The sequence below is a fragment of the Serratia sp. JKS296 genome (assembly GCF_900215445.1).
Taxonomy (GTDB): domain Bacteria; phylum Pseudomonadota; class Gammaproteobacteria; order Enterobacterales; family Enterobacteriaceae; genus Serratia; species Serratia marcescens.
Map to the genome: position 1 here is coordinate 1,196,212 of NZ_OCMX01000001.1, position 25,148 is coordinate 1,221,359.

The 25,148-nt window shown below is 62.4% G+C and carries 27 protein-coding genes and 1 riboswitch; of the genes, 6 read left to right on the forward strand and 21 right to left on the reverse strand.

The window, feature by feature from the left end; translation table 11 throughout:
• Nucleotides 1–264: a YtcA family lipoprotein gene (locus CRO23_RS05630; protein ID WP_004941494.1), complete on the reverse strand. Its 264-nt coding sequence runs from the start codon at nt 262–264 to the stop codon at nt 1–3.
• 217 nt (nt 265–481) lie between these two features.
• On the opposite strand from CRO23_RS05630, the gene CRO23_RS05635 reads away from it, so the two are divergent.
• From CRO23_RS05635 to CRO23_RS05650, 4 genes are all read left to right on the forward strand, one after another.
• A complete protein-coding gene (locus CRO23_RS05635) occupies nt 482–1,096 on the forward strand; it encodes a TetR/AcrR family transcriptional regulator (protein WP_033639635.1) in 615 nt (204 codons plus the stop codon).
• 91 nt (nt 1,097–1,187) lie between these two features.
• A riboswitch (TPP riboswitch) is annotated at nt 1,188–1,284 on the forward strand.
• A gap of 35 nt (nt 1,285–1,319) precedes the next feature.
• Nucleotides 1,320–2,111 carry a hydroxyethylthiazole kinase gene (gene thiM / locus CRO23_RS05640; protein WP_028128367.1) on the forward strand — a complete coding sequence of 264 codons (792 nt, stop codon included), beginning with the start codon at nt 1,320–1,322 and terminating at the stop codon, nt 2,109–2,111.
• Nucleotides 2,111–2,911, forward strand: a complete 801-nt coding sequence (gene thiD / locus CRO23_RS05645; RefSeq protein ID WP_016926689.1) for a bifunctional hydroxymethylpyrimidine kinase/phosphomethylpyrimidine kinase — start codon at nt 2,111–2,113, stop codon at nt 2,909–2,911. The genes thiM and thiD overlap by 1 nt, the downstream gene beginning before the upstream one ends.
• Before the next feature lie 84 nt (nt 2,912–2,995).
• Entirely contained in the window at nt 2,996–3,454 is a 459-nt protein-coding gene (locus tag CRO23_RS05650) for an inhibitor of vertebrate lysozyme family protein (RefSeq protein ID WP_016926690.1), read from the forward strand.
• Between the two features lie 39 nt (nt 3,455–3,493).
• Here the strand turns inward: CRO23_RS05650 and gutQ are convergent, their stop codons facing one another.
• The 17 genes from gutQ to CRO23_RS05735 all read right to left on the reverse strand — a co-directional run bounded on the left by gutQ (nt 3,494) and on the right by CRO23_RS05735 (nt 20,612).
• Nucleotides 3,494–4,465: an arabinose-5-phosphate isomerase GutQ gene (gene gutQ / locus CRO23_RS05655; RefSeq protein WP_016926691.1), complete on the reverse strand. Its 972-nt coding sequence runs from the start codon at nt 4,463–4,465 to the stop codon at nt 3,494–3,496.
• Nucleotides 4,458–5,231, reverse strand: a complete 774-nt coding sequence (gene srlR / locus CRO23_RS05660) for a glucitol operon DNA-binding transcriptional repressor SrlR (protein WP_016926692.1) — start codon at nt 5,229–5,231, stop codon at nt 4,458–4,460. The genes gutQ and srlR overlap by 8 nt, the downstream gene beginning before the upstream one ends.
• Before the next feature lie 83 nt (nt 5,232–5,314).
• Nucleotides 5,315–5,671 (reverse strand): transcriptional regulator GutM, encoded by a 357-nt coding sequence (gene gutM / locus CRO23_RS05665; RefSeq protein ID WP_016926693.1) that lies wholly within the window; start codon nt 5,669–5,671, stop codon nt 5,315–5,317.
• Between the two features lie 46 nt (nt 5,672–5,717).
• A complete protein-coding gene (gene srlD, locus CRO23_RS05670; RefSeq protein WP_028127783.1) occupies nt 5,718–6,497 on the reverse strand; it encodes a sorbitol-6-phosphate dehydrogenase in 780 nt (259 codons plus the stop codon).
• 10 nt (nt 6,498–6,507) lie between these two features.
• A complete protein-coding gene (srlB, locus tag CRO23_RS05675; protein ID WP_004941520.1) occupies nt 6,508–6,870 on the reverse strand; it encodes a PTS glucitol/sorbitol transporter subunit IIA in 363 nt (120 codons plus the stop codon).
• A gap of 22 nt (nt 6,871–6,892) precedes the next feature.
• On the reverse strand, nt 6,893–7,873 hold the full coding sequence (gene srlE, locus CRO23_RS05680) for a PTS glucitol/sorbitol transporter subunit IIB (RefSeq protein ID WP_016926695.1): 981 nt from the start codon (nt 7,871–7,873) through the stop codon (nt 6,893–6,895).
• A gap of 15 nt (nt 7,874–7,888) precedes the next feature.
• Nucleotides 7,889–8,437: a PTS glucitol/sorbitol transporter subunit IIC gene (gene srlA, locus CRO23_RS05685; protein WP_004941528.1), complete on the reverse strand. Its 549-nt coding sequence runs from the start codon at nt 8,435–8,437 to the stop codon at nt 7,889–7,891.
• Between the two features lie 236 nt (nt 8,438–8,673).
• The gene (fbaB, locus tag CRO23_RS05690) at nt 8,674–9,723 is read right to left on the reverse strand and encodes a class I fructose-bisphosphate aldolase (RefSeq protein WP_015378749.1); all 1,050 of its coding nucleotides are present in this window, start codon (nt 9,721–9,723) and stop codon (nt 8,674–8,676) included.
• Between the two features lie 205 nt (nt 9,724–9,928).
• Nucleotides 9,929–10,615 (reverse strand): GntR family transcriptional regulator, encoded by a 687-nt coding sequence (locus tag CRO23_RS05695; RefSeq protein ID WP_016926696.1) that lies wholly within the window; start codon nt 10,613–10,615, stop codon nt 9,929–9,931.
• Between the two features lie 98 nt (nt 10,616–10,713).
• Nucleotides 10,714–12,045 carry an MFS transporter gene (locus CRO23_RS05700; RefSeq protein WP_016926697.1) on the reverse strand — a complete coding sequence of 444 codons (1,332 nt, stop codon included), beginning with the start codon at nt 12,043–12,045 and terminating at the stop codon, nt 10,714–10,716.
• On the reverse strand, nt 12,026–13,531 hold the full coding sequence (locus CRO23_RS05705; RefSeq protein WP_097101547.1) for a mannitol dehydrogenase family protein: 1,506 nt from the start codon (nt 13,529–13,531) through the stop codon (nt 12,026–12,028). Before CRO23_RS05705 ends, CRO23_RS05700 begins: the two co-directional genes overlap by 20 nt.
• A gap of 52 nt (nt 13,532–13,583) precedes the next feature.
• Entirely contained in the window at nt 13,584–14,873 is a 1,290-nt protein-coding gene (locus CRO23_RS05710; protein WP_015378745.1) for an MFS transporter, read from the reverse strand.
• 91 nt (nt 14,874–14,964) lie between these two features.
• Nucleotides 14,965–15,981, reverse strand: coding sequence for a Zn-dependent oxidoreductase (locus CRO23_RS05715; protein ID WP_079452383.1), 1,017 nt, complete (start codon nt 15,979–15,981; stop codon nt 14,965–14,967).
• Nucleotides 15,982–15,986: 5 nt separating this feature from the next.
• Nucleotides 15,987–17,201, reverse strand: a complete 1,215-nt coding sequence (manD, locus tag CRO23_RS05720) for a D-mannonate dehydratase ManD (protein ID WP_016926700.1) — start codon at nt 17,199–17,201, stop codon at nt 15,987–15,989.
• Nucleotides 17,202–17,369: 168 nt separating this feature from the next.
• Nucleotides 17,370–18,275 (reverse strand): lipid kinase YegS, encoded by a 906-nt coding sequence (gene yegS, locus CRO23_RS05725; protein WP_016926701.1) that lies wholly within the window; start codon nt 18,273–18,275, stop codon nt 17,370–17,372.
• 467 nt (nt 18,276–18,742) lie between these two features.
• Nucleotides 18,743–20,095 carry a prephenate-dependent tRNA uridine(34) hydroxylase TrhP gene (gene trhP, locus CRO23_RS05730; RefSeq protein ID WP_028127781.1) on the reverse strand — a complete coding sequence of 451 codons (1,353 nt, stop codon included), beginning with the start codon at nt 20,093–20,095 and terminating at the stop codon, nt 18,743–18,745.
• 178 nt (nt 20,096–20,273) lie between these two features.
• Nucleotides 20,274–20,612 (reverse strand): YegP family protein, encoded by a 339-nt coding sequence (locus tag CRO23_RS05735; RefSeq protein ID WP_016926703.1) that lies wholly within the window; start codon nt 20,610–20,612, stop codon nt 20,274–20,276.
• 338 nt (nt 20,613–20,950) lie between these two features.
• On the opposite strand from CRO23_RS05735, the gene CRO23_RS05740 reads away from it, so the two are divergent.
• Nucleotides 20,951–21,214, forward strand: coding sequence for an antitoxin (locus tag CRO23_RS05740; RefSeq protein ID WP_004941563.1), 264 nt, complete (start codon nt 20,951–20,953; stop codon nt 21,212–21,214).
• A gap of 3 nt (nt 21,215–21,217) precedes the next feature.
• On the forward strand, nt 21,218–21,607 hold the full coding sequence (locus CRO23_RS05745; RefSeq protein WP_097101549.1) for a type II toxin-antitoxin system VapC family toxin: 390 nt from the start codon (nt 21,218–21,220) through the stop codon (nt 21,605–21,607).
• A 6-nt stretch (nt 21,608–21,613) separates the two neighbouring features.
• Here the strand turns inward: CRO23_RS05745 and baeR are convergent, their stop codons facing one another.
• Genes baeR through mdtD form a run of 3 tightly spaced genes read right to left on the reverse strand, consistent with a single transcriptional unit; the run spans nt 21,614 to nt 25,139 of the window.
• Entirely contained in the window at nt 21,614–22,330 is a 717-nt protein-coding gene (gene baeR / locus CRO23_RS05750; RefSeq protein ID WP_004941568.1) for a two-component system response regulator BaeR, read from the reverse strand.
• Complete coding sequence (baeS, locus tag CRO23_RS05755; protein ID WP_016926705.1) at nt 22,330–23,712, reverse strand: two-component system sensor histidine kinase BaeS; 1,383 nt, start codon at nt 23,710–23,712, stop codon at nt 22,330–22,332. The genes baeR and baeS overlap by 1 nt, the downstream gene beginning before the upstream one ends.
• Nucleotides 23,709–25,139 (reverse strand): multidrug transporter subunit MdtD, encoded by a 1,431-nt coding sequence (gene mdtD, locus CRO23_RS05760; RefSeq protein WP_016926706.1) that lies wholly within the window; start codon nt 25,137–25,139, stop codon nt 23,709–23,711. Before mdtD ends, baeS begins: the two co-directional genes overlap by 4 nt.
• Nucleotides 25,140–25,148 lie beyond the last annotated feature (9 nt).

The following is a 25,148-nucleotide window of genomic DNA, read 5'->3' on the forward strand; positions in this document are numbered from 1 at the left end:
TCAGTGGGGGAAAACCAGTAACCAGGTCAGCATGGCGATCAGCGCGGTCAGCGCCGGATACGTCAGCAGCTGCGGCGCCAGCCAGGCGCGTTTTTCCGGGGTGCGCAGCAGCAGGTGGATCGCCACCATGCCCGCCACGCCGCCGCACAGGCAAAACAGCCAGTCGGGGAACGAAGCGCCGAACACCACCATGGACGGTGCCGGCGAGCACCCGGTGAGCAACAGCGCGGTCAGGCAGGTGATAAGCAGTTTTTTGTCGGGCATAGGGCGTTCTCTGGCGATTGGCTTGGTCGACGGGCCGAATGAAATGACTCTTTTTCAGTGAGTGAGGTCACTGTTTGTCACCCTCATGCTTGCGCAAGGGTAAACTAGAATAAATACTCTACTCTAAACTAGAGGGATTAATCTAGTTTTTTGTGTCACCCTGCCTTCGCGGCGGCAAATGGGTATAATGCGTTGATGACAGCGGGTAGAAACGAATATGCAAATCGACGAACACATCACCGGGCGAGAGCCGCAGCAGGAAAGAGGGCGGCAACGCGTACAAACCATTCTGGATTCAGCGGCGGCGATCGTGGCGCAGGATGGCCTGGCGGCGCTCAGCATGCAGCGGCTGGCCAAACACGCCAAAACCTCCATCGGCTCGATGTATCACTTTTTCCCCGATCGCCACGCGGTGATCAAGGCGCTGGCGGATCGGCACACTGAATCGATCGAGGCGCTGGTGCGCGACATGGCGTTGGCCAGCGACGACGAGTGGCGGCGCCTCTCCGCTGAAGCGGTGATCCAGCGGCTGTTTTCACCCTATGCGCAGTACCTGCGCGAGCACGCCGACTACCTGCCGGTGATGCGGGAAATGAACCTGCCGGACGAAAAGTCCAGCTTCCTGGCGCTGATCGCCCGAGTGCTGCAGCTGCGCCGCCCCGAGACCGCCGAAGCGGAGATCCTGCAGCAAACCCGGCTGTTGCAAAGCCTGGTGGCCGGCACCTTGCATCACATCTTCAAAACGGCGCCGCAGAGCGTGGCGTTTACGTTGGCGGAGCTGCCCGGCGTGCTGAGCCTGTATCTGGCGGGAAAAGAGGGCAACATCGCTTAGGCGCGAGCGAATTTATTCGCTTGTTTGTCCGCGCCGCCGCTGGCATGATCCCGCTCAGGGATTAACGCAACGTTGATCACAACCTATTGATTTTCATGACTCGGGGTGCCCTTCTGCGTGAAGGCTGAGAAATACCCGTATTACCTGATCTGGATAATGCCAGCGTAGGGAAGTCACGGCCGCCCAGCCGGCGCCGCCTTCTTGAACGCCGGTTGGGAGGAATATGATCGCTCGACCTGATGCACTACCCGGCGCTCGCGCCGCGGCCTGCCTGACTCAATTCCAACAGCGGCCTCCGCTGATCCACTGCCTGACCAACGAAGTGGTGCAATCGCTGACCGCCAACGTGCTGCTGGCGCTCGGCGCCTCCCCGGCGATGGTGGTGGAGCCGCAAGAGGCGGCGCAGTTCAGCGCGCTGGCCGACGGCCTGCTGATCAACGTCGGCACCCTCAACGCGCTGCGCGCCGAATCGATGCGCGCGGCGGTGGCCGCCGCCAATCGGGCCGGCAAGCCCTGGACGCTGGATCCGGTGGCGGTCGGCGCGCTCTCCTACCGCACCGCCTTCGCCAAACAGCTGCTGGACGAGAAACCGGCGGCGATACGCGGCAACGCCTCGGAAATCATGGCGCTCAGCGGGTTGCTGGCCAGCGGCCGCGGCGTGGACAGCGGCGACGATTCCTTGGCGGCATTGCCCGCCGCGCGTGAGCTGGCGCAGCGCAGCGGCGCGGTAGTCGCGGTCACCGGCGCGGTGGATTACGTCACCGACGGCCAACGCGATTGGGCGATCGAAGGCGGCTCCCCGCTGATGACGCGGGTGGTGGGCACCGGCTGCGCGCTGTCGGCGGTGGCGGCGGCGTTTTGCGCCCTGCCGGGCGATCGCCTGGACAACGTGGCGGCCGCCTGCCGGGTGATGTCCCACTGCGGCGGCCTCGCGGCCAGGCAGGCCGCCGGGCCGGGCAGCTTTACGCCGGCGTTCCTCGACGCCCTGTATCAGCTGCGCGGGGAGGATCTGTGATGAAACGCATTAACGCGCTGACCATCGCCGGCACCGATCCCAGCGGGGGCGCCGGCATTCAGGCCGATCTGAAGGCCTTCTCGGCGCTTGGCGCCTACGGCACCTCGGTGATCACCGCGCTGGTGGCGCAGAATACCCGCGGCGTGCAGTCGGTGTATTACATCGATCCGGCGTTTGTCGCCGCGCAGCTGGACTCGGTGTTCAGCGACGTGCGCATCGACAGCGTCAAGATCGGCATGCTGGCCAACGCCGATATCGTGCAGGCGGTGGCCGAACGGCTGCGCCATTACCGGCCGGAATTCGTGGTGCTGGACACCGTGATGCTGGCGAAAAGCGGCGATCCGTTGCTGGCCCCGGAGGCGGTAGAGTCTATCCGGCGCGAGCTGTTGCCGCTGGTGTCGATCATTACGCCAAACCTGCCGGAAGCGGCGGCGCTGCTGGCGTGCGCGCCGGCGGAAGATGAAGCGCAGATGCGCGAGCAGGGGCGGGCGCTGCTGGCGATGGGCTGCCGGGCGGTGCTGATGAAGGGCGGCCACCTGAGCGAAAGCGAGAGCCCGGACTGGCTGTTTACCGCCGAAGGCGAGCAGCGTTTTACCGCGCCGCGCGTCGCCACCCGCCATACCCACGGCACCGGTTGCACGCTCTCGGCCGCGCTGGCGGCGCTGCGTCCGCGCCATGCCGACTGGGCGGCCACGGTGGCCGCCGCCAAGGGTTACCTGCAACAAGCGCTGCAACAGGCGGATACGCTGGAAGTGGGGCACGGCATCGGGCCGGTGCATCATTTTCACGCCTGGTGGTGAGTCAACTTTTTGCCGCAATCGTGGTCTGACTAGTTCAGGCCCGGTTTTATGGGCGAAACCTGATTTAACCTAGGGAGAAGGACTATGACGGGACACCAGGCGCTGCGTTGCGCCCTCTTTGGCGCACTGCTCAGCTTCAGCGCGGGCAGCTTTGCCCAACAAATCGTCACCACATCGGATTTGATTCAGCTGCCGGGGTATCAGGCCAGCTGGCAAAACATGGTGAAAGGCCAGGCGCGGATGCCGGGCTGGGCGCGCAAGGGCGTCGGCACCTCTACGCCGGCGCAGAATCTGAACTGGAAGGGCAAAGAGTATCTGGTCGGCAACCTGTGCAAGCCCCACGACTGCGGCAATAACTTTTTGATCGTGGCGTTCAGCGCGGACAAATCCCAGGCCTGGGGCGTGCGGGTGGAAGTGGAAGATCGGCCGGAAGCCGTCGATCATCCGAAGAAGTATGCCAAGTACCAGTGGCTCGGCAAGCCGAATGACGACATGAAAGCGCTGCTGAAGCAGCAGTTCGAGAACAATCCCGATTGGAAATGATCTGACCGGGGGCGCCGGTGATGGCGCCCCCGGCGTTGATCAGCCGATGCCGGCCTGATGCAGATCGTGCAGGTTGAGCGCCCCCACCAGCACGCCGTCCATATCGACCACCGGAGCCGCGCTGATGTGTTGTTCGTGCAGCGCTTCCAGCGCCTCCCCGGCGCGCCACTGCTCTGGCAGCCGATAGCCGGGGCGGGTGATCGCCGGGCTGAGCGGATCCTGCAGGCTGTTGCCCTTCACCAGCCAGCGGCGCAGGTCGCCGTCGGTAAATACGCCCACCACCCGCTGCTGCGCGTCGCAGACCGCCACCAACCCCAGCCCGGTGCGGCTCAGTTCCAGCATCGCCTCCATCACGTTGGCGCTTTCGCTCACGCGCGGCAGGCGATCGCCGGTGCGCATCAGGTGATGCACGCGGTTCAGCAGACGCGCGCCCAGGCTGCCGCCCGGGTGCGATCGGGCGAAGTCTTCCGCGTTGAAGCCGCGCTGGCGCATCAGCGCCATCGCCAGGGCGTCGCCCATCATCAGGGTGTTGACCGCGCTGGAGGTGGGCGCCAGCCCCATAGGGCAGGCTTCGCGCTCGACGCCGATATCCAGCACGCAGGCCGCGGCCTGCGCCAGCGGCGACTCTTTGCCGCCGGTAACGGCGATCACCGGAATGCCGTTCTCCGCCAGCAGCGGCAGGATCAGATCCAGCTCTTTGGCGCGGCCGGAGTAGGAGATGAACACCACCACGTCGTCGGCGCCGATCATGCCGAGATCGCCGTGCAGCGCCTCCGCCGGATGCACGAAGAATGACGGCGTGCCGGTGCTGGCCAGCGACGCGGCGATTTTTTTGCCGATATGGCCGGACTTGCCGATGCCGGAAATCACCGCTTTGCCGCGGCAGTTCAGCAGCAGCTCGCAGGCGCAGACGAAGTTGTCATCCAGGCGCGCCAGCAGGCGCTGCGCTTCGGTCAACTCGATCTCCAGCGTTTCGCGGGCGAAGGCGAGCAGGGCGTTGGCGTTACTCATCGGGGTCTCCTACCAGAATGATATTGATGCCTTTCGCCTGCAGGGCGGCGAGGTAATCGGGGTTGATGTCTCGGTCGGTGATCAGCGTGTCGACGGCGCTGAGTTCGCACACCACGTTCGGGCTCTTGCGGCCGAATTTCGAGGAGTCAACCAACAGAATAATGCGGCCGGCGGCTTCGCACATCGCTTTGCTGACGTTGTGCACTTCGTTGAAGGTGGTGACGCCGGCGTTGAGATCGACGCCGTCCGCGCCGATAAACAGCTTGTCGAAGCTGAATTGCTGGAACGCCGATTCCGCCAGGCTGCCGTGGAACGAGGCCGATTTTTTGCGGTAGGTGCCGCCGGGCATCAGGATGGTCTGATCGTTGTCCAGTTCCACCAGCGCGTTGACGATGGTCAGGCTGTTGGTCATCACCGTGATGTTATTGAACTGCGCCAGGTGCGGCACCATCTGCAGCACCGTGCTGCCGGCGTCGAAGATCAGCGAGTCGCCGTCGGCGATCAGCGCCACGGCGGCGCTGGCGATGCGGCGCTTTTTCTCGGTGTTGATATGGGTTTTACGGTCGATTGGCTGATCGCCGTCGTCGCGGCTGAGCACCACGCCGCCGTAGGTGCGGATCACCTCGCCTTCTTCTTCCAGCAGGGTGAGATCCTTGCGGATGGTGGTGCCGGTGGTGGAGAAATGCTCGGCCAGGGCGTCCACCGCCGTTTTGCCATGCCGCTGCAGATATTCAAGGATAGCGGCCTGCCGCTGCTTTGGTTTCATCGCGATTCCCGTTCACAAGAGTTGGGCATTTCCCCTCGCTGAATAATTCACTATGAAAGGTAATGTCTTTTAATGTGAAAATATCACGATTTGGGGTCAATCGCTAACGATAGTGCAGACTGGCATGCGCGATCCTCGGGGAAGATCACATCCGGGCGCAAATCCCGCTGATGCAAACCGTGCAAATGAGGCAGCGGGCGGGGCCGGGCGAAAACGGTCAGGCCGCGCAGCAACAGGCTGCCGCACACCCGCCGATCGGCGTCGAAGGCCAGCGCCAGCACCACCCGCGGGCGAAAACGGCCGCCGGAGCGGCCGACGCCGACGGCGCCCAGTCGGCATAAGCCGTCGAAGGCGCGGTTGAAACGTTGCAGTTGCCACCAGCCGAAGGCGATTTGCAGCAGCCAGGCCAGCAGCGCGAAGGCGATCAAAGCTTGTGTCATGGGGTTCTCCTTAGGCCCCCTTCCGTGGAAGGGGGCGTCGATGGCGTCAGAACATCACCTGGCCGCCGGTGATGTTGATCGATTGGCCGGTGCAGTAAGAGGCCTTATCGCTGGCGTAGAACAGCAGGGTGTTCAGTACGTCCTGATAGTCGCAACCGCGCTTCAGCGGCACCTTGTCGATGTAGTACTGCTCCACCTGGTCCGGCGCGATGCCCAGTTTTTGCGCGTACTGCGGCAGCAGCGACTGGAACATCGGCGACTTCAGCAGGTTGCCGAGCATCAGCGAATGCACGGTAATGCCGTATTCCGCCAGATCGAGCGCCAGCGACTGCGTCAGCCCCACGCCGCCGAACTTGGCGGCGCTGTAGCCGGAGTTGTGCTTGCTGCCGACCTTGCCGGACTTGGAGTTGATCTGGATGATGCGCCCGGCGATGCCGTCGCGGATCATCAGGCGCGAGAACTCGCGGGCGCAGAGGAAATAGCCCACCAGGTTCACCTGCAGCGAGCGGTCGAAGTCGCCCAGCGGGAAATCGGTGATTGGCGCCGCCTTGGCGATGCCGGCGCTGTACACCAGCAGGTTGGCCTGGCCGAACGCCCGGTCAACCGCCGTCGCCAGCGCGATCACGCTCTGCTCGTCGGTGGCGTCGGCTTGAAAACCGCAGGCGCTGCCTGTGCCGTACTCTTCGTTGATCTGCTGTGCCACCCGATTGGCGTTGTCGGCGTTCAGATCGGCCACCGCCACCCGATAACCGGCCTGCGCCAGCCCGTGGGACAAAAAGGCGCCTAACGTTTGGCCGCCGCCAATCACTACAGCTACTTCAGACATGGTCTACTCCTTATGCGATAAATGACAGCGTGCTGCCCAACGGGATATCAGTCGGCGTCGGGCCGGAAACGTGGATCGAGCCGGGGAATTCGGCTTCGGCTTCGCCGTCGAAGCGCACGGTGATGTGGCCCAGCTCGCGCAGATTCTGCGTGGCGACGCTGCCGACGGCGGTGATGGCGTAGCGCTGCTGCGCCAGTTCCATCACGCCGCCGACCTGCAGCTCGCCGGCGGTTGCGCCGTGGCGGTGGATGAAGCAGAACTCTTCGATATCCGCCGGGGCGCCTTCACGGAAGGTGATCAGCATGTTGTCCAGCAACGCGTCGCGGGCGCAGCCGCCGATCTGCGTGATGGTGGTGTGAAAAATGGTGTGCATAAACGTCTCCCTGGGGATCACATTATTGATAAATGAAGGCCGAGGCGGCCCAGGCGATTAACACCGTCGGCGCGCCGGTCAGGAAGCGGCCGACCAGCACTGAAGGCACGCCGACCCGCACGGTGTCCTGTTTGGCTTCCGCCAGCGACAGGCCGACCGGAATGAAGTCGCAGGCGGCCTGCGCGTTGATGGCGAACAGCGCGGGCAGCGCCAGCTGCGGCGGAATATGGCCGAGGCCGATCTGTACCCCGACCAGCACGCCGATCACTTGGGCGATGACCGCGCCGGGGCCGAGGAATGGCGACAGCAGCGGGAATGAGCAGATCAGCGCCAGCGTCACCAGGCCGATCGGGCTGTTGGCGAGCGGCGTCAGGCCGTGAGCGATAAAGTCTCCGAGGCCGGAGGCCATGATGATGCCGATCAAGGCCGAGACGAACGCCATAAACGGCAGAATGGTCTTCAGCACGGTGTCGATGGTGTCGCGTCCGGCCTGGAAGAACACCGCCACCACCGATCCCATGCCCATGCCGACCTTCGCCAGCAGCCCGTCGCTTTGTTCGGTGATCTTCTTGCTGGTGTCGTAGTCGCGCGCCTTGGGCGGCGCTGCAACCGCGGCGGCGGGTGGGTTCTCCGTCGCGTCGATTCGGCTGATGTTGTGGTCACGCACGCCGGAGACATAGATGTCTTCGAGGATAAACTGCGCCAGCGGGCCGGACTGGCCGGTGGCATGGATGTTGACCGTCGGAATGCGGCGTTTCGGGTACAGGCCGCAGCGCAGGGTGCCGCCGCAGTCGATCACCGCCACGCCGATCTCTTCCGCCGGCGGTTCGCCCTCTTTGAAACCGTCGACGGCGGGCCAGCCGGTCAATTCGCTGAGGCGATCGACGATGGAAGGCCGGGTGCCGGCGGTGATGTACACCACTTTTTTGCCGGGCTCTATCGGCAGCTCCAGGGGGCCGCCCCAGCCGCTGGCGCCTTTTTCAATACGGATATAAGCACTCATGCTGCACTCCACGAATTAAAGTTGCACCTGGCGATCCAGACGGATGCCCATCTTGCGTTCAAACAGACTGGTGGTGAGATCGGTGACCCAGCCGCGGAAGAAGTTGGTGAACAGCCCCACCAGGAAATAGCTCACCGCCAACGGGCCGAGCGGCAGGCCGAGGGTGGTCAGGCCGCTGGCGATGCCGAGGTAAACGAACAGTTCGCCGGGGTTGATGTGCGGAAACAGGCCGTTCATCGAGTGGCAGCTGTAGGAGGCCGCCGCGTAGTAACTCGGCTTGTATTTCTCCGGCATGAAGCGCCCCAGGCTGAGGGTCATCGGGTTGCAGAAGACAAAGGTGCCGATCAGCGGCAGCAGCAGATAACGCGAAACGGGGTTGCCCGCGCAGCGCTGCGCCAATCGTTCGATACGTTCCTGGCCAACAAATTTGATCAGCGCGTTCATGATAACCAACAGGCTGATCAACAAGGGCAAAATGCCGGTCACCATGCCGACAAACACTTCACCGCCTTTCTGAAACAGGCCGATAAACCACTCGGCGCCGTGGGTGATTAGCTCAATCATTATGTTCTCCTGTAATGGACTGATATGGCCTGGAGCGAACGGCGGCTCTGTCGCCATGGGCCTTACAGTAGTCACTTTGTTGGGTTATTTGTTTTAAATAGATCACAATTTGAAAGATAAATATTTTATTTTGAAAGTTTAAAATGAAAGAAAGAGAAGGTGAACGGCGCGGGAGGCGGGATAACGGGCACAAAAAAGCCCGGCGAACCGGGCTTTGGGACAGGCGGTCCGTCACATCAGGCGATGGTGACCTTCTTGTCCAGATAGGCGTCTTGCACGGCGTTGATCAGCGCCACGCCGTCTTTCATCGATTTCTTGAAGGCTTTACGCCCCAGGATCAGGCCCATGCCGCCGGCGCGTTTGTTGATCACCGCGGTGCGCACCGATTCCTGCAGATCGTTCTCACCGGCGGCGCCGCCGGAGTTGATCAGCCCGGCGCGGCCCATGTAGCAGTTGGCTAACTGGTAACGCACCAGATCGATCGGGTGATCGGTGGTCAGCTTGGTGTAGACGCGGTCGTCGGTGTAGCCGAATTTCACTGCGCGGTAGCCGCCGTTGTTTTCCGCCATTTTCTGTTTGACGATGTCGGCGCCGATGGTGGCGGCGATGTGGTTGGCCTGGCCGGTCAGATCGGCGCTGGAGTGGTAGTCCACGCCGTCCTTGTTGAACGCCGGGTTGCGCAGATAGGCCCACAGCACCGTGACCATGCCCAGCTCATGCGCGCGCTCGAAGGCGATTGAGATCTCTTCGATCTGGCGGCGCGACTGCTCGGAGCCGAAGTAAATGGTGGCGCCGACCGCCACCGCGCCCATGTTGAACGCCTGCTCGACGCTGGCGTACAGGGTCTGGTCGTACTGGGTCGGGTAGCTCAGCGTTTCGTTGTGGTTGAGTTTGACCAGGAACGGGATCTTGTGCGCGTAGCGGCGCGATACCGACGCCAGCACGCCGTAGGTGGAGGCGACGCAGTTACAGCCGGCTTCAATCGCCAGCTCGACGATGTTCTTCGGATCGAAATACAGCGGGTTGGCGGCGAACGAGGCGGCGGCGGAGTGCTCGATGCCCTGATCGACCGGCAGGATAGACAGATAACCGGTGCCGCCCAGACGGCCGTGGTTGAACAGGGTTTGCATCGAACGCAGCACGCTGTTGGGGCGGTTGTTATCGATCATTACGCGGTCGACGAAGTCGGCGCCCGGCAGGTAGAGATTCTCGGCGGGGATAGTGGTACAGCGGTGTTGCAGCAGATCTTCCGCTTCCTTTCCTAGCAACTGCACAATATCAGTCATGATTCACTCCCGATTAAGCTTCTTCATACACCGGCAATGCAAGGGTTTTTGACCACCGGCGCAGTAAAAAGCGGTGATTGAAGCTGTAAAGCGATGCTACCGAACTTGCTCCGGCAAGGACAAACAATAGATGCGATTGAGAGGAAATGCCATTTGCGTGGCCAAATACGCGGGGGCGATCGCCCCCGGCTTGCTAAGCGGTTGATTATTCGATCTCGAACCACTCGGTGTTCTGCAGGGCGATCGGGGTGATGGAGTAGATCATCTCCTGCAGATGATCGTGGATGGCGCGCTCCGCCGCCTCGGCATCGCGCGCTTTCAGCGCTTCATAGATGCGGTAGTGCTGCTTGATCAGGCTCTCCGGCGGCGAGACTTCGCTCAGGCTGAGGAAACGCACCCGATCCATGGTGGCCTTGATGGTTTCGATGGTCTCCCACGCCAGCGGGCAGTCGGCAAACTGGGTCAGCAGCTGGTGGAACTCGTCGTCCAGCGCCAAAAATTCGCGCGTTTGCCCGTTCTGCGCCGCCAGCTCTTGACGGTGCAGGTTATGCTCCAGCGTCATCAGCTGCGCCGGAGTGGCGCGCTCAGCCGCGCGGCGCACGATGGCGCATTCCACCGCTTGACGGATAAAGCGCCCGTCGGCCACGCGCTTGGCGGAAATCTTCATCACGAAGGTGCCGCGCTGCGGCAGGATCTGCACCAGGCCGGCCTCCGCCAGCTTGATGAAGGCTTCGCGCACCGGCTGGCGCGAAACGCAAAAGCGGGTGGAGATCTCTTTCTCGGACAGCAGGGTGCCGGGGGGGATGGTGCAGTCGACGATATCTTTGCGCAGGAAGCGATAGATCTGCTGGTTGACCGGGACGTTGTTGGTGAGACTGTACGTTTCAGACATGGCGACAATCAGGCATCTGGCTGGAATTCGAATGCCACCATACTAGCAGATTATTGGGTGAGGGCGGGGGGATAAATCCACCCGCCGGGCAGGGTAACTCAGTGATGCCAATCCTGATACTCCTGCTTGCGCCGCGCTGGCGCGGTTTCCGGCATCAGGCTCAGGCCGAGGGCCGACACCACGCCCAGCACCATCATGTAGCCGGCCAGCCCGTAGTAATGGCCGCCGGTCACCTGCAGGATCTTCACCGCCAGCAGCCCGAGAATGCCGCTGCCGATCAGCGAGCCGATCTGCCAGATCAGCGCGATGCCGCTGCAGCGCACGCGGGTGGGGAACAGTTCCGGGAAGTAGGAGGCCTGCGGCGCGTAGCACATGCTGTGGCCGAAGGTCAGCACTACAATCATGGCGATCTGCGTCACCCAGAAATTATCGAGGTTGATCGCCATAAAGAACGGCACGATGCACACCACCTGCAGCAGCGCGCCGGCGATGTAAACCGGTTTGCGCCCCAGCCGATCGGAGAGGCGGCCCATCAGCGGAATGGCGAAAATCTCCAGCAGCACCGCCACGATCATCGCCTCCAGCAGAATGCTTTCGTTGAGGTGGTTGGCCTTACCGTAGGCCAGCACGATCACCGTGAACATGGCGAAGGCGCAGGCTTCGATCAGCTTGGCGCACACTCCTTTGGCGATAAGGCCGGGATAGCGGCGGGCCACTTCCACCACCGGCCGGCTCTCCACCGCTTTGGTGGCGCGGATCTGGGTAAACACCGGCGATTCGTCGATCTTCAGGCGAATAAACAGCCCGACCAGCACCAGCAGCAGGCTGAGCAGGAACGGAATGCGCCAGCCCCAGTCCAGCATCTGCGCCGGCGACAGCACGGCGGTCAGCAGCGCGAACAGCCCGGACGGCAGCAAGAAACCGGCAGGCGCGCCGATCTGCACCCAGCTGGCGTAGAAGCCGCGCCGCGGCGGCGGCGCATATTCGGCGGTCATCAGCACCGCGCCGGCCTGTTCGCCGCCGACGCCGAAGCCCTGCAGCACGCGGATAAAGATCAACGCGATCGGCGCCCAGATGCCGATCTGCTCATAGGTGGGCAGCAGGCCGATGCAAAAGGTGCCGAGGCCGACGATCAGGATGGTGATCACCAGCGCCTTCTTGCGGCCGACTTTGTCGCCGATGTGGCCGAACACGATGCCGCCCAGCGGACGCGCCAGGAAACCGACCGCGTAGGTGGCGAAGGCCGCCAGCGTGCTGATCAGCGGATCGGCGCTGGGGAAAAACAGCTGGCCGAAGAACAGCACCGCGGCGGTGCCGTAGGCGAAGAAATCATAGTATTCGGCGGCGGTGCCGATGGCCGAAGCGCTGGCGACGCGCCGCAACAGCGGTTGATTGCCGGTATTGACGGCATTATGCGTGGTGACGGTCATCGGAAACCTCCCGGTCGGTAAGCGGCAGAGCGGCGACGGCGGCTTTGGCCCCCAGGCTCAGCAGTTGGTGATAAGCGTGGCTGACGGCGTGGACGAAGTCAGGCGAATCGGGCAGATCGCGGCCGAAGACGCTGTCGAGTTGCAGCAGCGCCAGGACGCGGGGCCGGCCTTCCTCGCTGCCGGCGACCAACGCGGCGAGGCGTTCGCGCAGCGGATCGCTGATGGCGATCGGCTCGCCTTGTTCATCGCGGCCGCCGACGTAGCGCATCCAGCCGGCGACGCCCAGCGCCAGGCAGTCGAAGCGGCTGCCGCGCGCCAGATGCCAGCGGATCGCGTCCAGCAGCCGTTGCGGCAACTTCTGCGTGCCGTCCATGGCGATCTGCGCGGTGCGGTGCTTCAACGCGCGGTTGCGGTAACGCTGCAGCAGCGAGTCGGCATACTGCGCCAAATCGACGTTCGGCACCTGCAGGGTCGGCGCCTGTTCCGACAGCATCAGGTGACGGGCGGCGCGGACAAAATCCGCATCCTGCATGCAATCGCCGACGTGCTGATAACCGGCCAAATAGCCGAGGTAGGCGAGAAACGAATGGCTGCCGTTCAGCATGCGCAGCTTCATCTCCTCGTACGGCAGCACGTCGCTCACCAGTTCGGCGCCGACCTTTTCCCAGGCCGGGCGCCCCTGGGGAAATCGGTCCTCAATGACCCACTGGCTGAACGGCTCGCAGGCTACGCCGACCTCATCTTCGACGCCGCCCAGCCAGGTGCGCAACTGCCGGCGGGCCTCTGGCGTTACCGCCGGCACGATGCGATCCACCATGGTGGAAGGGAAGGCGACCTCTTGACGCACCCAGTCGGCCAGCGCCGGATCCTGCCGCTGCGCCAGTTCGACCAGCACCTGGCGCGTGACCCGGCCGTTGGCCGGCATGTTATCGCAGGACATCACGGCGAACGGCGGCAGCCCGCGTTCACGGCGCAGGCGCAGCGCCGCCAGCAGCAGCCCCGGCGCCGACTGCGGCTGTGCCGGGTGGGCGATATCATGCGCGATCGCCGGGTGTTCCGCCATCAGCCGGCCGCTGGCGGGGTGGTGGCAATAGCCCTTTTCGCTGATGGTCAGCGAGACGATGGCGATCTCGGGCTGCGTCAGGGCCGCCAGCACCGCCGCCAGCCCGTCGGTTTGCAGGTGCAGCGCCTGGCGCACCACGCCGATGACCCGGCCCCGCCAGCCGTCGTCGTCCATCTCCGCCACCGAGAACAGCAGGTCCTGTTGCCGTAGATCGGCGATCTTTTGCCGGCCGTGCTGCATGCTGATTTCGCAGTAGCCCCAGTCACTGCCGTGCTCGCTGGCCAGCCTGTCGGCGTACATCGCCTGGTGCGCGCGGTGAAACGCGCCGAAGCCGATATGCGCCATGCGCGGTTTCACGCGCTCACGTGCGTAGCCGGGCCGGATAACGGCGGCCGGCAGCGCGCTGTGGTCGGAAAGTCTCATGTTCAATGTCCCTGGAGAGGTAAGCAAAGGGGCGAAGCCGCCCCGTCTGGCGTTAGGGTTTTAAGATTTGCACGCCCGCCGTTGCGCGCGGCGCCTTGATCACCAGCAGCACCAGCAGCGCACCCAGCGCGGCGACGCCGCCCGCCAGCATAAAGGCGCTGTCGAATTTGCCGGTGTTCTGCACGATGTAGCCGGTGGCGATCGGCCCGATGATGCCGGAGACGCTGCCGATCAAATGAATGAACCCGCTGGCGCCGCCGACCCGGGATTTATGCACCACGTCCTGGATGATCGCCCAGTAGAGAGCGCCGGTAATGTAGAGGAAGAAGATCGACACCGACATCAGCATCACCGCCGGCACCACGCTGCTGACGGTGCCCGCCAACGCCACGCACACCGCCGCCGCCAGCAGGCTGGTGACCAGCACGATCTTGCGTGACAGCAGCAATTTTCCGGTGATGTTGAAGATCTTGTCGGAAATATAGCCGCCGAGCGCTAGCCCGACGAAGCCGACGATCCACGGGATCATCGTGGTCAGGCTCATCTCTTTGATGTTCAGGTTGTGCGCCTGCACCAGATACGAGGGGAACCAGCTCAGGAAGAAGAACAGGATGTAGTTGTAGCAGAAGAAGGCGAAGGCGGTGACCAGAATGATCGGCTGCTTCAGGTAGTAACCCAGCCCGTGCGGAGCGTCGCTCAAGGCGCTTTCCTCGCCGAGATTTTCCTGTTTCAACCGTGCGATCAGCGCCCGTTCTTCGTTGCTGACGCGTTGGCTTTTCGCCGGGTTATCCGCCACCACGAAGAACCACACCAGCATCCAGACGATGCCGATGGCGCAGATGATCATAAACGCCGGCCGCCAGCCGAACGCCAGCGCCAGATAGCCGACGATCGGCCCGGCCACCGCGCCGCCCAACGGCGAACCGGCGCTGAGCAGGCCCACGGCGGTCGCCGCCTGTTTCTTCGGGAACCAGCCGTTAATCATCTTGTTGGCCGAGGCGCAGATCGGCCCTTCGGCCATGCCGAACAGGACGCGCAGGATCAGCATTGAGTAAAAACCGGTGGCGATCGCCGTCATGCCGCAGAAGATGGACCACAGGCCGACCGCCACGCCCAGCACCAGCGTCGGGCCGAAGCGGTCGACCGCCAGCCCGCCGACGAAGTTGAAAATGGCGTAGCCGAAGAAGAAGCTGCCGAAGATCAGACCGAACTGTTCGGCGTTCAGCATCAGATCCTGTTCGATCATCGGCACGGTGATCGACAGCGCCACGCGATCGAGGTAGTTGATCATGTAGACCATGAACAGCAGGAACACGATGGTCCAACGCAGGTTTTTAAACATAAAGCACTCCACTGGGTGTCGTTTTAATCGTGATGCTTCGTTGTTTGCACGGGCGGCGGGCGCCGCCCCATGCCCCGATGCCGCCTTGGCGTTACTCGAACTGCAGCAGCACCTTGCAGCAGGTGCGCTGATCCCGCTCGAACATCTGCATCGCCCGTTCGACGTCGTCGGCGGGCACGCAGTGGGTGAGCAGCCGCTGCGGCTCCAGCTTGCCGTCCGCCATCCAGGCGATCACCTGCGGGAAGCGCGCGCTGTTCAGGCGCGAAGAGAAGATCGACAGCTCCTTGCTGGTGATGCTCTGCTGGGTCAGGGTGCAGGCGTCGCCGGAAAAGCCCATGATGCCGATACGCGCCGCCGGCGAAGCCAGCGCGATCGCCTCCGGTAAAATGGCGGGGTGGCAAGCGGCATCGACGATCAGCGTCGGCTGAACGCCGCGCTGCTGCAGCGCCTGCGGCAATGCGGCCTCGGCGTTGTTGAATGTTTCGTCGGCGCCGTTGGCGCGCGCCATGTCCAGCCGCTCGGCGATGCGATCGACGACCCATACCTGCTTGACGCCATACACCCCTTTCAGCGTCTGGATCACCGTGAGCCCCATCGGCCCGGCGCCGTAGATCAGCGCGATGTCGTCGGGGCGCGGTTGCAGATGGGCGGTAATGTTGGCGGCGATGCTGAAGGGTTCGATCATCGCGGCGTGGCGATCGCTGATGGCCGACGGAACCGGGTAGGCATTGCGCGCCGGTACGCAGGCGTAGTCGCTGAAGCCGCCGTCGCAGTGCACGCCGATCACCTGCAGCGAGGTGCAGACGTTGGGGCGGCCGACCGAACAGGGATAGCAGTGGCCGCAGCTCACCACCGGGTCTACCGAGACGCGTTCGCCGAGGCGCGCCGGATCGACGCCTTCGCCCAGCGCATCGATCAGGCCGAAGAACTCGTGGCCGATCACCCGCGGGTAGCGGGCGAACGGGTTATGGCCGTGATAGATATGGACGTCGGAGCCGCAGATGCCGGCGAATTTCACCTTGACCCGCACTTCGCCGGCCGCCGGTAACGGCAGCGCGCGCGTCTGGATCGCCAGGCGCCCGGGCTGTTCGATCACGACGCTGCGCATGGTGTTTACCAGTTCCATAAGGTGCCATCCTCCAGACGCGCGACCGGCAGGTAGGCCGGTTCATACGGGTAACGGGCCGCCAGCTTCTCATCGAACTCGATGCCGATGCCCGGCTTGTCGCCCGGATGCATATAGCCGTCGTCGAACGTCCAGCTGTGCGGGAACACTTCGAGCATTTGCTCGGAATAGCCCATGTATTCCTGCACGCCGAAGTTTGGCACCCACAGATCGAAGTGCAGCGCCGCCGCCATGCAGATCGGCGACAGATCGGAAGGGCCATGTGAACCGGTACGCACCTGATACAGTGAGGCGAAGTCGGCGATGCGCCGCATGCCGGTAATGCCGCCCGCGTGCGTCAGGGTGGTGCGGATGTAGTCGATCAGCTGTTCTTCGATCAGCTGTTTGCAGTCCCAGATGCTGTTGAACACCTCGCCGACGGCGATCGGCGTGACGGTATGCTGGCGGATGAGGCGGAAGCAGGCCTGATTTTCCGCCGGCGTCGGATCTTCCATCCAGAACAGGCGATACGGCTCGGCGCTTTTACCGAAGCGCGCCGCTTCGATCGGCGTCAGGCGGTGGTGCATGTCGTGCAGCAGGTGCTCGTTGAAACCGAACTTGGTGCGCACCGCGTCGAACAGTTTGGGGGTGAAATCGAGGTATTTTTCCGTCGACCACAGCTGCTCTTCCGGCCAGTCGCCCTTGGTGGCCGGCTCATAAGCCTGGCCTTTGCCCTTGGCCATGCCGTAAGTGGTTTTCATGCCCGGCACGCCGCATTGAACGCGGATCGCCTTGAAGCCTTGCTCTTTATGTTTGGCGTAGTCGTCGAGCACCTCGTCGATCGAGTGGCCGGTGGTGTGGCAATACACCATCACTCCCGAGCGCGAGGCGCCGCCCAACAGCTGATACAGCGGCATATTGGCGGCCTTGGCCTTGATGTCCCATAGCGCCATGTCGACGGCGGAAATGGCGGACATGGTCACCGGGCCGCGCCGCCAGTAAGCGCCTTTGTAGAAGAATTGCCAGAGGTCTTCGATCCGCTGCGCGTCGCGGCCGATCAACTGCGGGCAGAGGTGATCTTTCAGGTAAGAGGCCACCGGCAATTCGCGCCCGTTCAGCGTGGCGTCACCGAGGCCGATGATGCCGTCATCGGTGGTGATTTTCAGCGTGACAAAGTTGCGCCCCGGGCAGGTGACGAACACCTCGGCGTTGACGATTTTCATAACCTTCACATCCTGTAGCTGCGGAGAGATAGCGCGAAAATACGCCATGAACTAACTACCATACAAGTATGAATTAATGAATTTGCCGGAGAGGATCACATTTGATCGCGAGTGTAAGCGGATGAGCGGAGGGGAAGAAGCGGGGCGCAGCGGCTGCGCCCGACAAGGTCAGCCCAGCAGGGCGCAGTTAGGCGGCAGGCGGCATTCGATGGCCTGTGGCAACACTTCGATGCGAAAATGGCGGCCTTTGAGCGGTTCGCCGTCGAGGTTGAAAGTCATCTCATGCGGCGCGTCGATCTCGAGCCACGGCAGCGCCGCGCTGAGGATGCTGTTGCTCTCTTCGTCGTTGAACAGGGCGGCGACCAGCGCCGGCAGCAGTTCATCGGCGATCAGCAGGCGCAGCTGCAGCAGGCCGTCGTTGATCAGCGCGCTGGGGCACAGTTCCTGGCCGCCGCCGGCCTGTTTGCCGTTGCCGATGCCGATCACCAGCGCCTCGCCGGCCCAGCGGAAGTCCGGCCCGCGGATTTCACAGCGGTCGGCCTGCAGCGTATCCATGCGCAGCAGGCCGTGCACAAAGTAGGACACGCCGCCCAGCGCCGCCTTCAGCTTCTCCGGCGTTTCGGTGGTGATGCGGGTGCCGAAGCCGCCGGTGGCCATGTTGATGAAGTAGCGCTCGCCGTTGACCTTCGCCAGATCGATCGGCACTGAACGGCCCTTGATCGCCAGCTGCAGCGCCAGTTCGGGGGACGGAGGGATATTGCACGCCATGGCGAAGTCGTTGGCGGTGCCGAGCGGCAGGATGCCCAGCGCCGGCCGGTTGTGCGCCGGCAGCTGCACCAGCGCGGCGGCCACTTCGTTGATGGTGCCGTCACCGCCGCCGGCGACGACGGTGCCGACGCCGAGCTGCGCGGCTTCCGCGACATAGCGCGCGGCATCGCCGTGCTCCCAGGTGACGCGCACATGCAACGTTATCTGTTCTTCGCGCAGCCGGTTGACCGCCTGACGCAGCTCTTCGTTACCGGCGCCTTTGCCGTTGATGATAAGCAGGGCGGACGCATGTGAGTGTTGAGGCATTGCCGATATCCTCCGGCGGAAAACCAAGAATGCCTCAAGATAAACCAGCTGCCGCCACCAGGCCATCAGAATATTCAGCTAATTCCGGTTATTTCCCGGCGCTCAGTGAATATGAAGCAATGCGAATTTATCTGAATTTTACGCGGAAATAAGCAAAGTGTTAAAGAAGCGAGGATTAATCGCTGTAGCGTTATTTATATATCGAAGCGGCGTGATTATTATTATTAAAACGGATAATGGGAATAAGTTATGGAAATAGGCGTGGTGGAAAAAAATAGGCGCACCCATAAAGAAAAAGCCAGCCCAAGGGAGATTGGGCCGGCTAAGGAGGTGGTTCCTAGTATTGCTATGCAAATATTTTCGTTGTTCGTTTTAAGCAGCGTGATAGTAACCAAGCTGCGCGCACATTGATGTGATCCAATTCTAATATTTGCTAAAAATCGCCGCCGAATGACGGCGATTCATTTTTATGCCCCGGCGCTATTTTCTTCCGCCAAATTGCGGATCAGCAACGCATAATTGAGATCGATATCCTGCGGGATCGGCAAATAAACGATATGGCCGTTGCCCGGCGCCACCTCAATCGATTCGCCTTTCTTATTTTTCATGCTCTCGAGGGTGAACACCACGTTGCCGCCCGGTGTCATCATTTCGACGCTGTCGCCGAGCGCGAACTTATTCTTCACGTCGACTTCCGCCCAGCCATCACGGCGCACGCCGGTGAATTCGCCGACGAACTGCTGGCGCTCGGAGAGCGAGGAGCCGTAGTCGTAATTCTGCTGCGCTTCGTGCACGTGGCGGCGCAGGAAGCCTTCGGTATAGCCGCGGTGCGCCAGGCCTTCCAGCGTGGTGAGCAGGGTCGGATCGAACGGTTTGCCGGCGGCCGCGTCGTCGATGGCGCGGCGATAGACCTGAGCGGTGCGGGCGCAGTAGTAGAAGGACTTGGTGCGCCCTTCGATCTTCAGCGAATGCACGCCGAGCTGCGTCAGACGCTCCACGTGCTGGATGGCGCGCAGATCCTTGGAGTTCATGATATAGGTGCCGTGTTCGTCCTCGAAGGCGCTCATATATTCGCCTGGCTTTTGCGCTTCAGACAGCATGAACACCTTGTCGGTGGGCGCGCCGATGCCCAGCGTCGGCTCGACGGTTTGCACCGGGATCGGTTCGTGCAGGTGCACGATATTGCCGGTGTCGTCCTCTTTGCCTTCTTCCGCTTTGTACTGCCAGCGGCAGGCATTGGTGCAGGTGCCCTGATTGGGATCGCGCTTGTTGATGTAGCCGGACAGCAGGCAGCGGCCGGAGTAGGCCATGCACAGCGCGCCGTGGACGAAGATCTCCAGCTCCATGTCCGGCACTTCGGCGCGGATCTCGGCGATCTCTTCCAGCGACAGTTCGCGCGACAGGATCACGCGGGTCAGGCCCATTTGCTTCCAGAACTTCACCGTCGCCCAGTTAACGGCGTTGGCCTGCACCGACAGGTGGATGTCCATCTGCGGGAAGGCTTCGCGCACCATCATGATCAGGCCAGGATCGGACATGATCAGCGCATCCGGGCCCATATCGATAACCGGCTTCAGATCGCGCAGGAAGGTCTTCAACTTGGCGTTGTGCGGGGCGATGTTGACCACCACGTAGAATTTTTTGCCCAGCGCATGCGCTTCGTTGATGCCCTGCGCCAGATTCTCATGGTTGAACTCGTTGTTGCGCACCCGAAGGCTGTAGCGCGGCTGGCCGGCGTAAACCGCATCGGCGCCGTAGGCGAAGGCGTAACGCATATTTTTCAGCGTGCCGGCCGGGGAGAGAAGTTCCGGTGTAAACATAGTGTGTCTCGGTCTGATTTCAGGTCAGCACCACGCCACCTGATGGCGCAGTAAAAGCGGGGGATTGTAGCCGCAGCGCGGCAAGAAATCAGTAGTTAACCGGATTTATTCAAGGGAGATTGATCCCGGTCAAACGGAAAACGCGCGGTGGCGGCCACCGCGCGGGCGAAACGGGGGATCAGGCGCTCAAATCGCGGATGTCGGTGGTCGGGCCATTTTTCGTCACCGACTGGATACCGTTTTTGGCCGCGCTTTCGGAGCTGTACATTTCGCTGACGCCGATCACCTGATGGTTCTTGGCCTTCAGCACAAAATAGGGCTGATTGCTGGCGCTGTGCTTCAGTTCGTACTGCGCTTCGTGCGGTGAATTGGTCTGCACCGAGGCGATGCCGTTCTCCGCCGAGGCTTTGCTGGCATACATCTCGCTGGCCAGAATGATCTCGCCGTTACTGGCTTTCAGGTTGAAGTGGTACTGTCCGTTCTTTGCTTTTTTCAGCTCGTAATGACCGATTGCCATGGTTCTTCTCCTGTAGGTTCCGATTCGTGATGTAAGTGTAGCCAATCGCTTGAAAATCGGCGGCTAAACCTCACAGCAGCTTAGTCGAAAAAATGCGCAGTTTTTTTGCGCCGGCGCGGAGTTTTCGTCCGAGAAGCACAGCGCCGCACGGGAAGCTAAGGGAGCGGACGGCGATTGCGCAGTGGGCAGCATAACAAGGGGAACAGGGTTTCACCCCGTGAGATTGTGCGTTACTGTTTGGCCGTTTCGTCAATGTGGATGAAAAATGAGCGATATATCTTGGCATCGAAACGCTACAGGCATATGCTTTGGCCTATGCCTGCTGTGGAGGTGTCAAGATGGAAAGAATCGCAAAGCTGTTTAAAAACGGCAGAAATCAGGCGGTGAGGTTACCGGTGGAATTTGAATTTGATACGGATCGTGTCTATATCCGTCGCGATCGGGAGGGCAACGTGATTTTATCCAAATATCCGGCAAAGCCGGACAGCTGGGCACCGCTGCTGAGTATTATCGCCCAAACGCCGGTGCCGCAAGAATTTCTTGGCGCGGAAGATCGTCAGCAAGGGGTGGCAGACCGCGATCCGTTCTCAGAGGAAGAGTAGGCGATGTACATGTTTGATACCAACACCGTCAGCCACTTGTTTCGGCAGCATCCGCAGGTGCTTAACGTCATGGAAAAGCTCCCGCCTTCTGCCGTATGTATTTCCAGCGTCACGGAGGCGGAACTGCTTTACGGTGTGGCTAAACGGCGGAACAAGGCGTTGCAAAGCATGGTCGAGGCCTTTCTTGCTGCAGTGACGGTCTATGCATGGGATAGCGAGGCCGCCCGTTGCTACGGTGAAATGCGGGCAACCATGGAGAGAAAGGGCAAAATCATGGGCGCGATGGATCAACTGATCGCCGCTCACGCGCAGAGCCGTGGCGCGACGCTGGTGACCAACGATCGCGCATTCGCCATGATGCCCGGGTTGGCGGTTGAAGACTGGACGCGCTGATTTCCCCTAAACCCCATTCATCAGCCGGCAGGGCTCGGCTTCCCAGCGGTAGCCCACGCCGTATACCGAGCGGATGAAGGATTTTTCCCCGTCGATCAGTTCCAGTTTGCGGCGCAGGTTTTTGATGTGGCTGTCGATGGTGCGGTCGGTGACCACCCGGTAGTCGTCGTACAGGTTGTTCAGCAGCTGCTCGCGTGAAAACACGTTGCCCGGCTGGCTGGCCAGCGTTTTCAGCAGGCGGAACTCCGCCGGTGTCAGATCCAATAACTGCCCCTGATAGCTGGCCTGGAAGCGCGGTTCATCGATGTGCAGCAGGTCATCTTCCCGCGCGTTCTCCTGCGGCCGATAGCTGCGGCGCAGGATGGTTTTCACCCGCGCCACCACTTCGCGCGGGCTGTAGGGTTTGCAGATGTAATCGTCGGCGCCGATCTCCAGCCCCAACAGGCGGTCAATCTCTTCAATTTTCGCCGTCACCATCACGATGGGCACGTCGCTGAAGCGGCGCAGCTCGCGGCACACCGTCAGGCCGTCGGCCCCCGGCAACATCAGGTCGAGCAAGATCAGCGCCGGCGGATGCTGGTGCACGGTCGGCACCACCTCATTGCCGTTGGTCAGCCAGCGGGTGGCGTAGCCCGCCGCCTGGAGATAATCCACCAGCAGTTGGCCCAGCTTGGGCTCATCTTCAACAATCATGATCTGCACGGGTTGATTCTGAATGTCCATCAGGGCGCCTTATTTTTTATCGGGGTAGCAAATTCTACTGTAATGCGCACGCCGCCTAAAGGCGAATGCTCGGCGCGGATTTTCCCGTCGTGCGCTTCCACGATGTTGTGGCAGATCGCCAACCCCAGCCCGGAACCGCCGCTGGCGCGGTTGCGTGAACCTTCCGCCCGGTAGAAACGTTCGAAAATGCGCGTCAGTTGCTGATCGCTGATGCCCGGCGCGCTGTCCTGCCAGTAAAGGAGCAACCGCCCCGGCTGCTGCTCGACGCCGATCTCCAACCGGCCGCCGGCGTCGGTGTAACGCAGGCTGTTTTCCAGCAGGTTATTGAACAGTTGGTTCAGGCGATCGGGATCGCCGAACAGCGGCGCTTGCGCCGGCAGATGGGTGACGATCTCCAGCCCTTTGGCGCGGAAGCGTTCGCGGAAGGCGGCGACGGCGATCTGCACCAGGTGCACGCAGTCCACCGACGCCTTGCGATAGGCCAGCGCGCCGAGATCGGAGAGCGACAGCTGGTGCAGATCGTCGACCAGTTTGGTCAGGGTGGATACCTCGGCCTGCAGCGAGCTGAGCGACGCCGGCGTCGGCTGGCGCACGCCGTCCTGCAGCGCCTCCAGCTCGCCGCGCAGCACCGCCAGCGGCGTGCGCAGCTCGTGCGACACGTCGGCCATAAAGGCGCGACGCATCTGCTCGTTTTTTTCCAGCGAGGTGGCCAACTGATTGAAGTCGTGCGCCAGCCTGCCCAGTTCATCCTGGCTGCTGACCGCCACGCGGGTGGTGAAATCGCCGGCCGCCAGGCGGTGGGTGCCCGCCACCAGGCGCTTGACCGGGGCCAGCATGCCGCGCGACAGCAGCCAGGTCACCGCCGCCGCCAACAGGGTGGAGAGCGCGACGATAATCCAGCTGGTGCGCCGCTGCTGGCGATCGAAGTTGATGTCGGTATTGCGCGTCAGGCGCTCGACCGGGGTGGTGAGCACCCAGCCGACGATCTCGTTGTTGTAGCGGATCGGGTGGCGAGGCCCTTCCTTCGGCAACGGGCCGGAATGCCCGACCAGCCGATTGAACTGGCTGTCCACCACCCAAAACTGGGTGCGCCACCCCTTGGGCGGCAGATTGTGGCTGCTGTCGCTATTCTGCTCGAACGAACGCATGATTTGGTAGACCACCTGATCGTTGTTGCGCAGGAATATCCAGTTGCCATGATGGCTGTACTGTTCCTCCAGCGCTTCGCTCAGCATGTTGATGCGCTGCTCGTTGCTGCTCTTGATGTAATCGATAAAGCCGCGCTCAAAGCTGACACGGACCCCCCAATGCATGGTGATCAACACCAGCATGCAGGTAGCGAAAATGGCCAGGAACAGTTTTCCGGTAATGCCTATCCTCATTGCAACCTCGTTGAGCCGGTACCCGGCTCTTTGGTCAGCGTGCGGTTGGGCGCGCTATCGGCCGGCACGCGCGCGAAGGCGAGCGCGGGCAGAGCGATAATCAACGCCATACAGCAGTAGCTGTAAATGAATGCGCTGTGGATGGCCGGGCTATCGGCCACCACCTGGTGATGGGCGAAGCTGCCGATCAAGATGCCGGCGACGCTGACGCCGAGGCTCATCGACAGCTGCATGACCATCGACAGCAGGCTGTTGCCGCTGCTGGCCAGCCGGTCCGGCAGATCTTTCAGCGTCAGAGTGTTCATCGCCGAGAAGCGCAGTGAGTTGATCATCCCCTGGAAGAACAGCACCACCGGCAGCAGCCACAGCCAGCCGAGCATCGCCGCCAGCAGGAAGCTCAGGCTGACCAGCGCCAGCAGCAGCGTGGCGGCCACCAGCACGTTGCGGTAGCCAAAGCGGTTGACTACCTGCACCACGATGCGCTTCATGCCCATGCTGCCGATGATCATCGGGATCATCATCAGCCCGGCGTGGAACGGCGTGAAACCCATGCCCACCTGCAGGAACAGCGGCGTCATGAACGGCAGCATGCCGCTGCCGATGCGCCCCAGCAGGCTGGCCAGCAGCCCGATTTTGTAGGTCGGGGTGCGAAGCAGCCGCAGCGAGAACAGGGCGCGGCTATTGCCGTAGGCATGCCAAACATACCCCAACAGCGCCGCTGCGCCCAGCGCCACCAGGCCGGCGATGGCGCCGCCGGACAGCCCCATGCCTTTATGGCCGTCGAGCGCCAGCGTCAGCGACGCCATGCCGATCGCCAGCAGGATAAAGCCGCTGAGATCGAAGCGGCGGGTCTGCATTTGGTAGTTGGGCATCAGCAGCAGCGTGGCGATGGCGCCCACGATGCCCACCGGAATATTGATCAGGAAAATCCAGTGCCAGCTGGCGTATTGCACCAGGAAACCGCCCAGCGCCGGCCCCATCAGCGGGCCGATCTGGCCCGGCAGCGTCACGAAGGTCATCGCCGCCATGTACTGCTCGCGCGGCACGATCTTCATCACCGTCAGGCGCCCGACCGGCACCATCATCGCGCCGCCGACGCCCTGAAGCACGCGCGAGGCGATCAGCTCGTTCAGGGTTTCCGAACGGGCGCAGAGGAGGGAGCCGAGGGTGAACAGCACGATGGCGCTGAAAAACACCCGCTGTACGCCGACTTTGTCCGCCAGCCAGCCGCTGGCCGGCAGCGTCACCGCCACCGTCAGCACATAGGAGACGATCACCGACTGCATGCGCAGCGGGTTCTCTCCCAGGCTGGCGGCCATTGAGGGCAGGGCGGTGTTGACGATAGTGGTATCCAGCGTCTGCATAAAGAAGCCGAATGCCACTATCCAGAGTTGCCAGCGTACCGTGGCGGCGTGTTTCATCAGCATCAGTCGGCC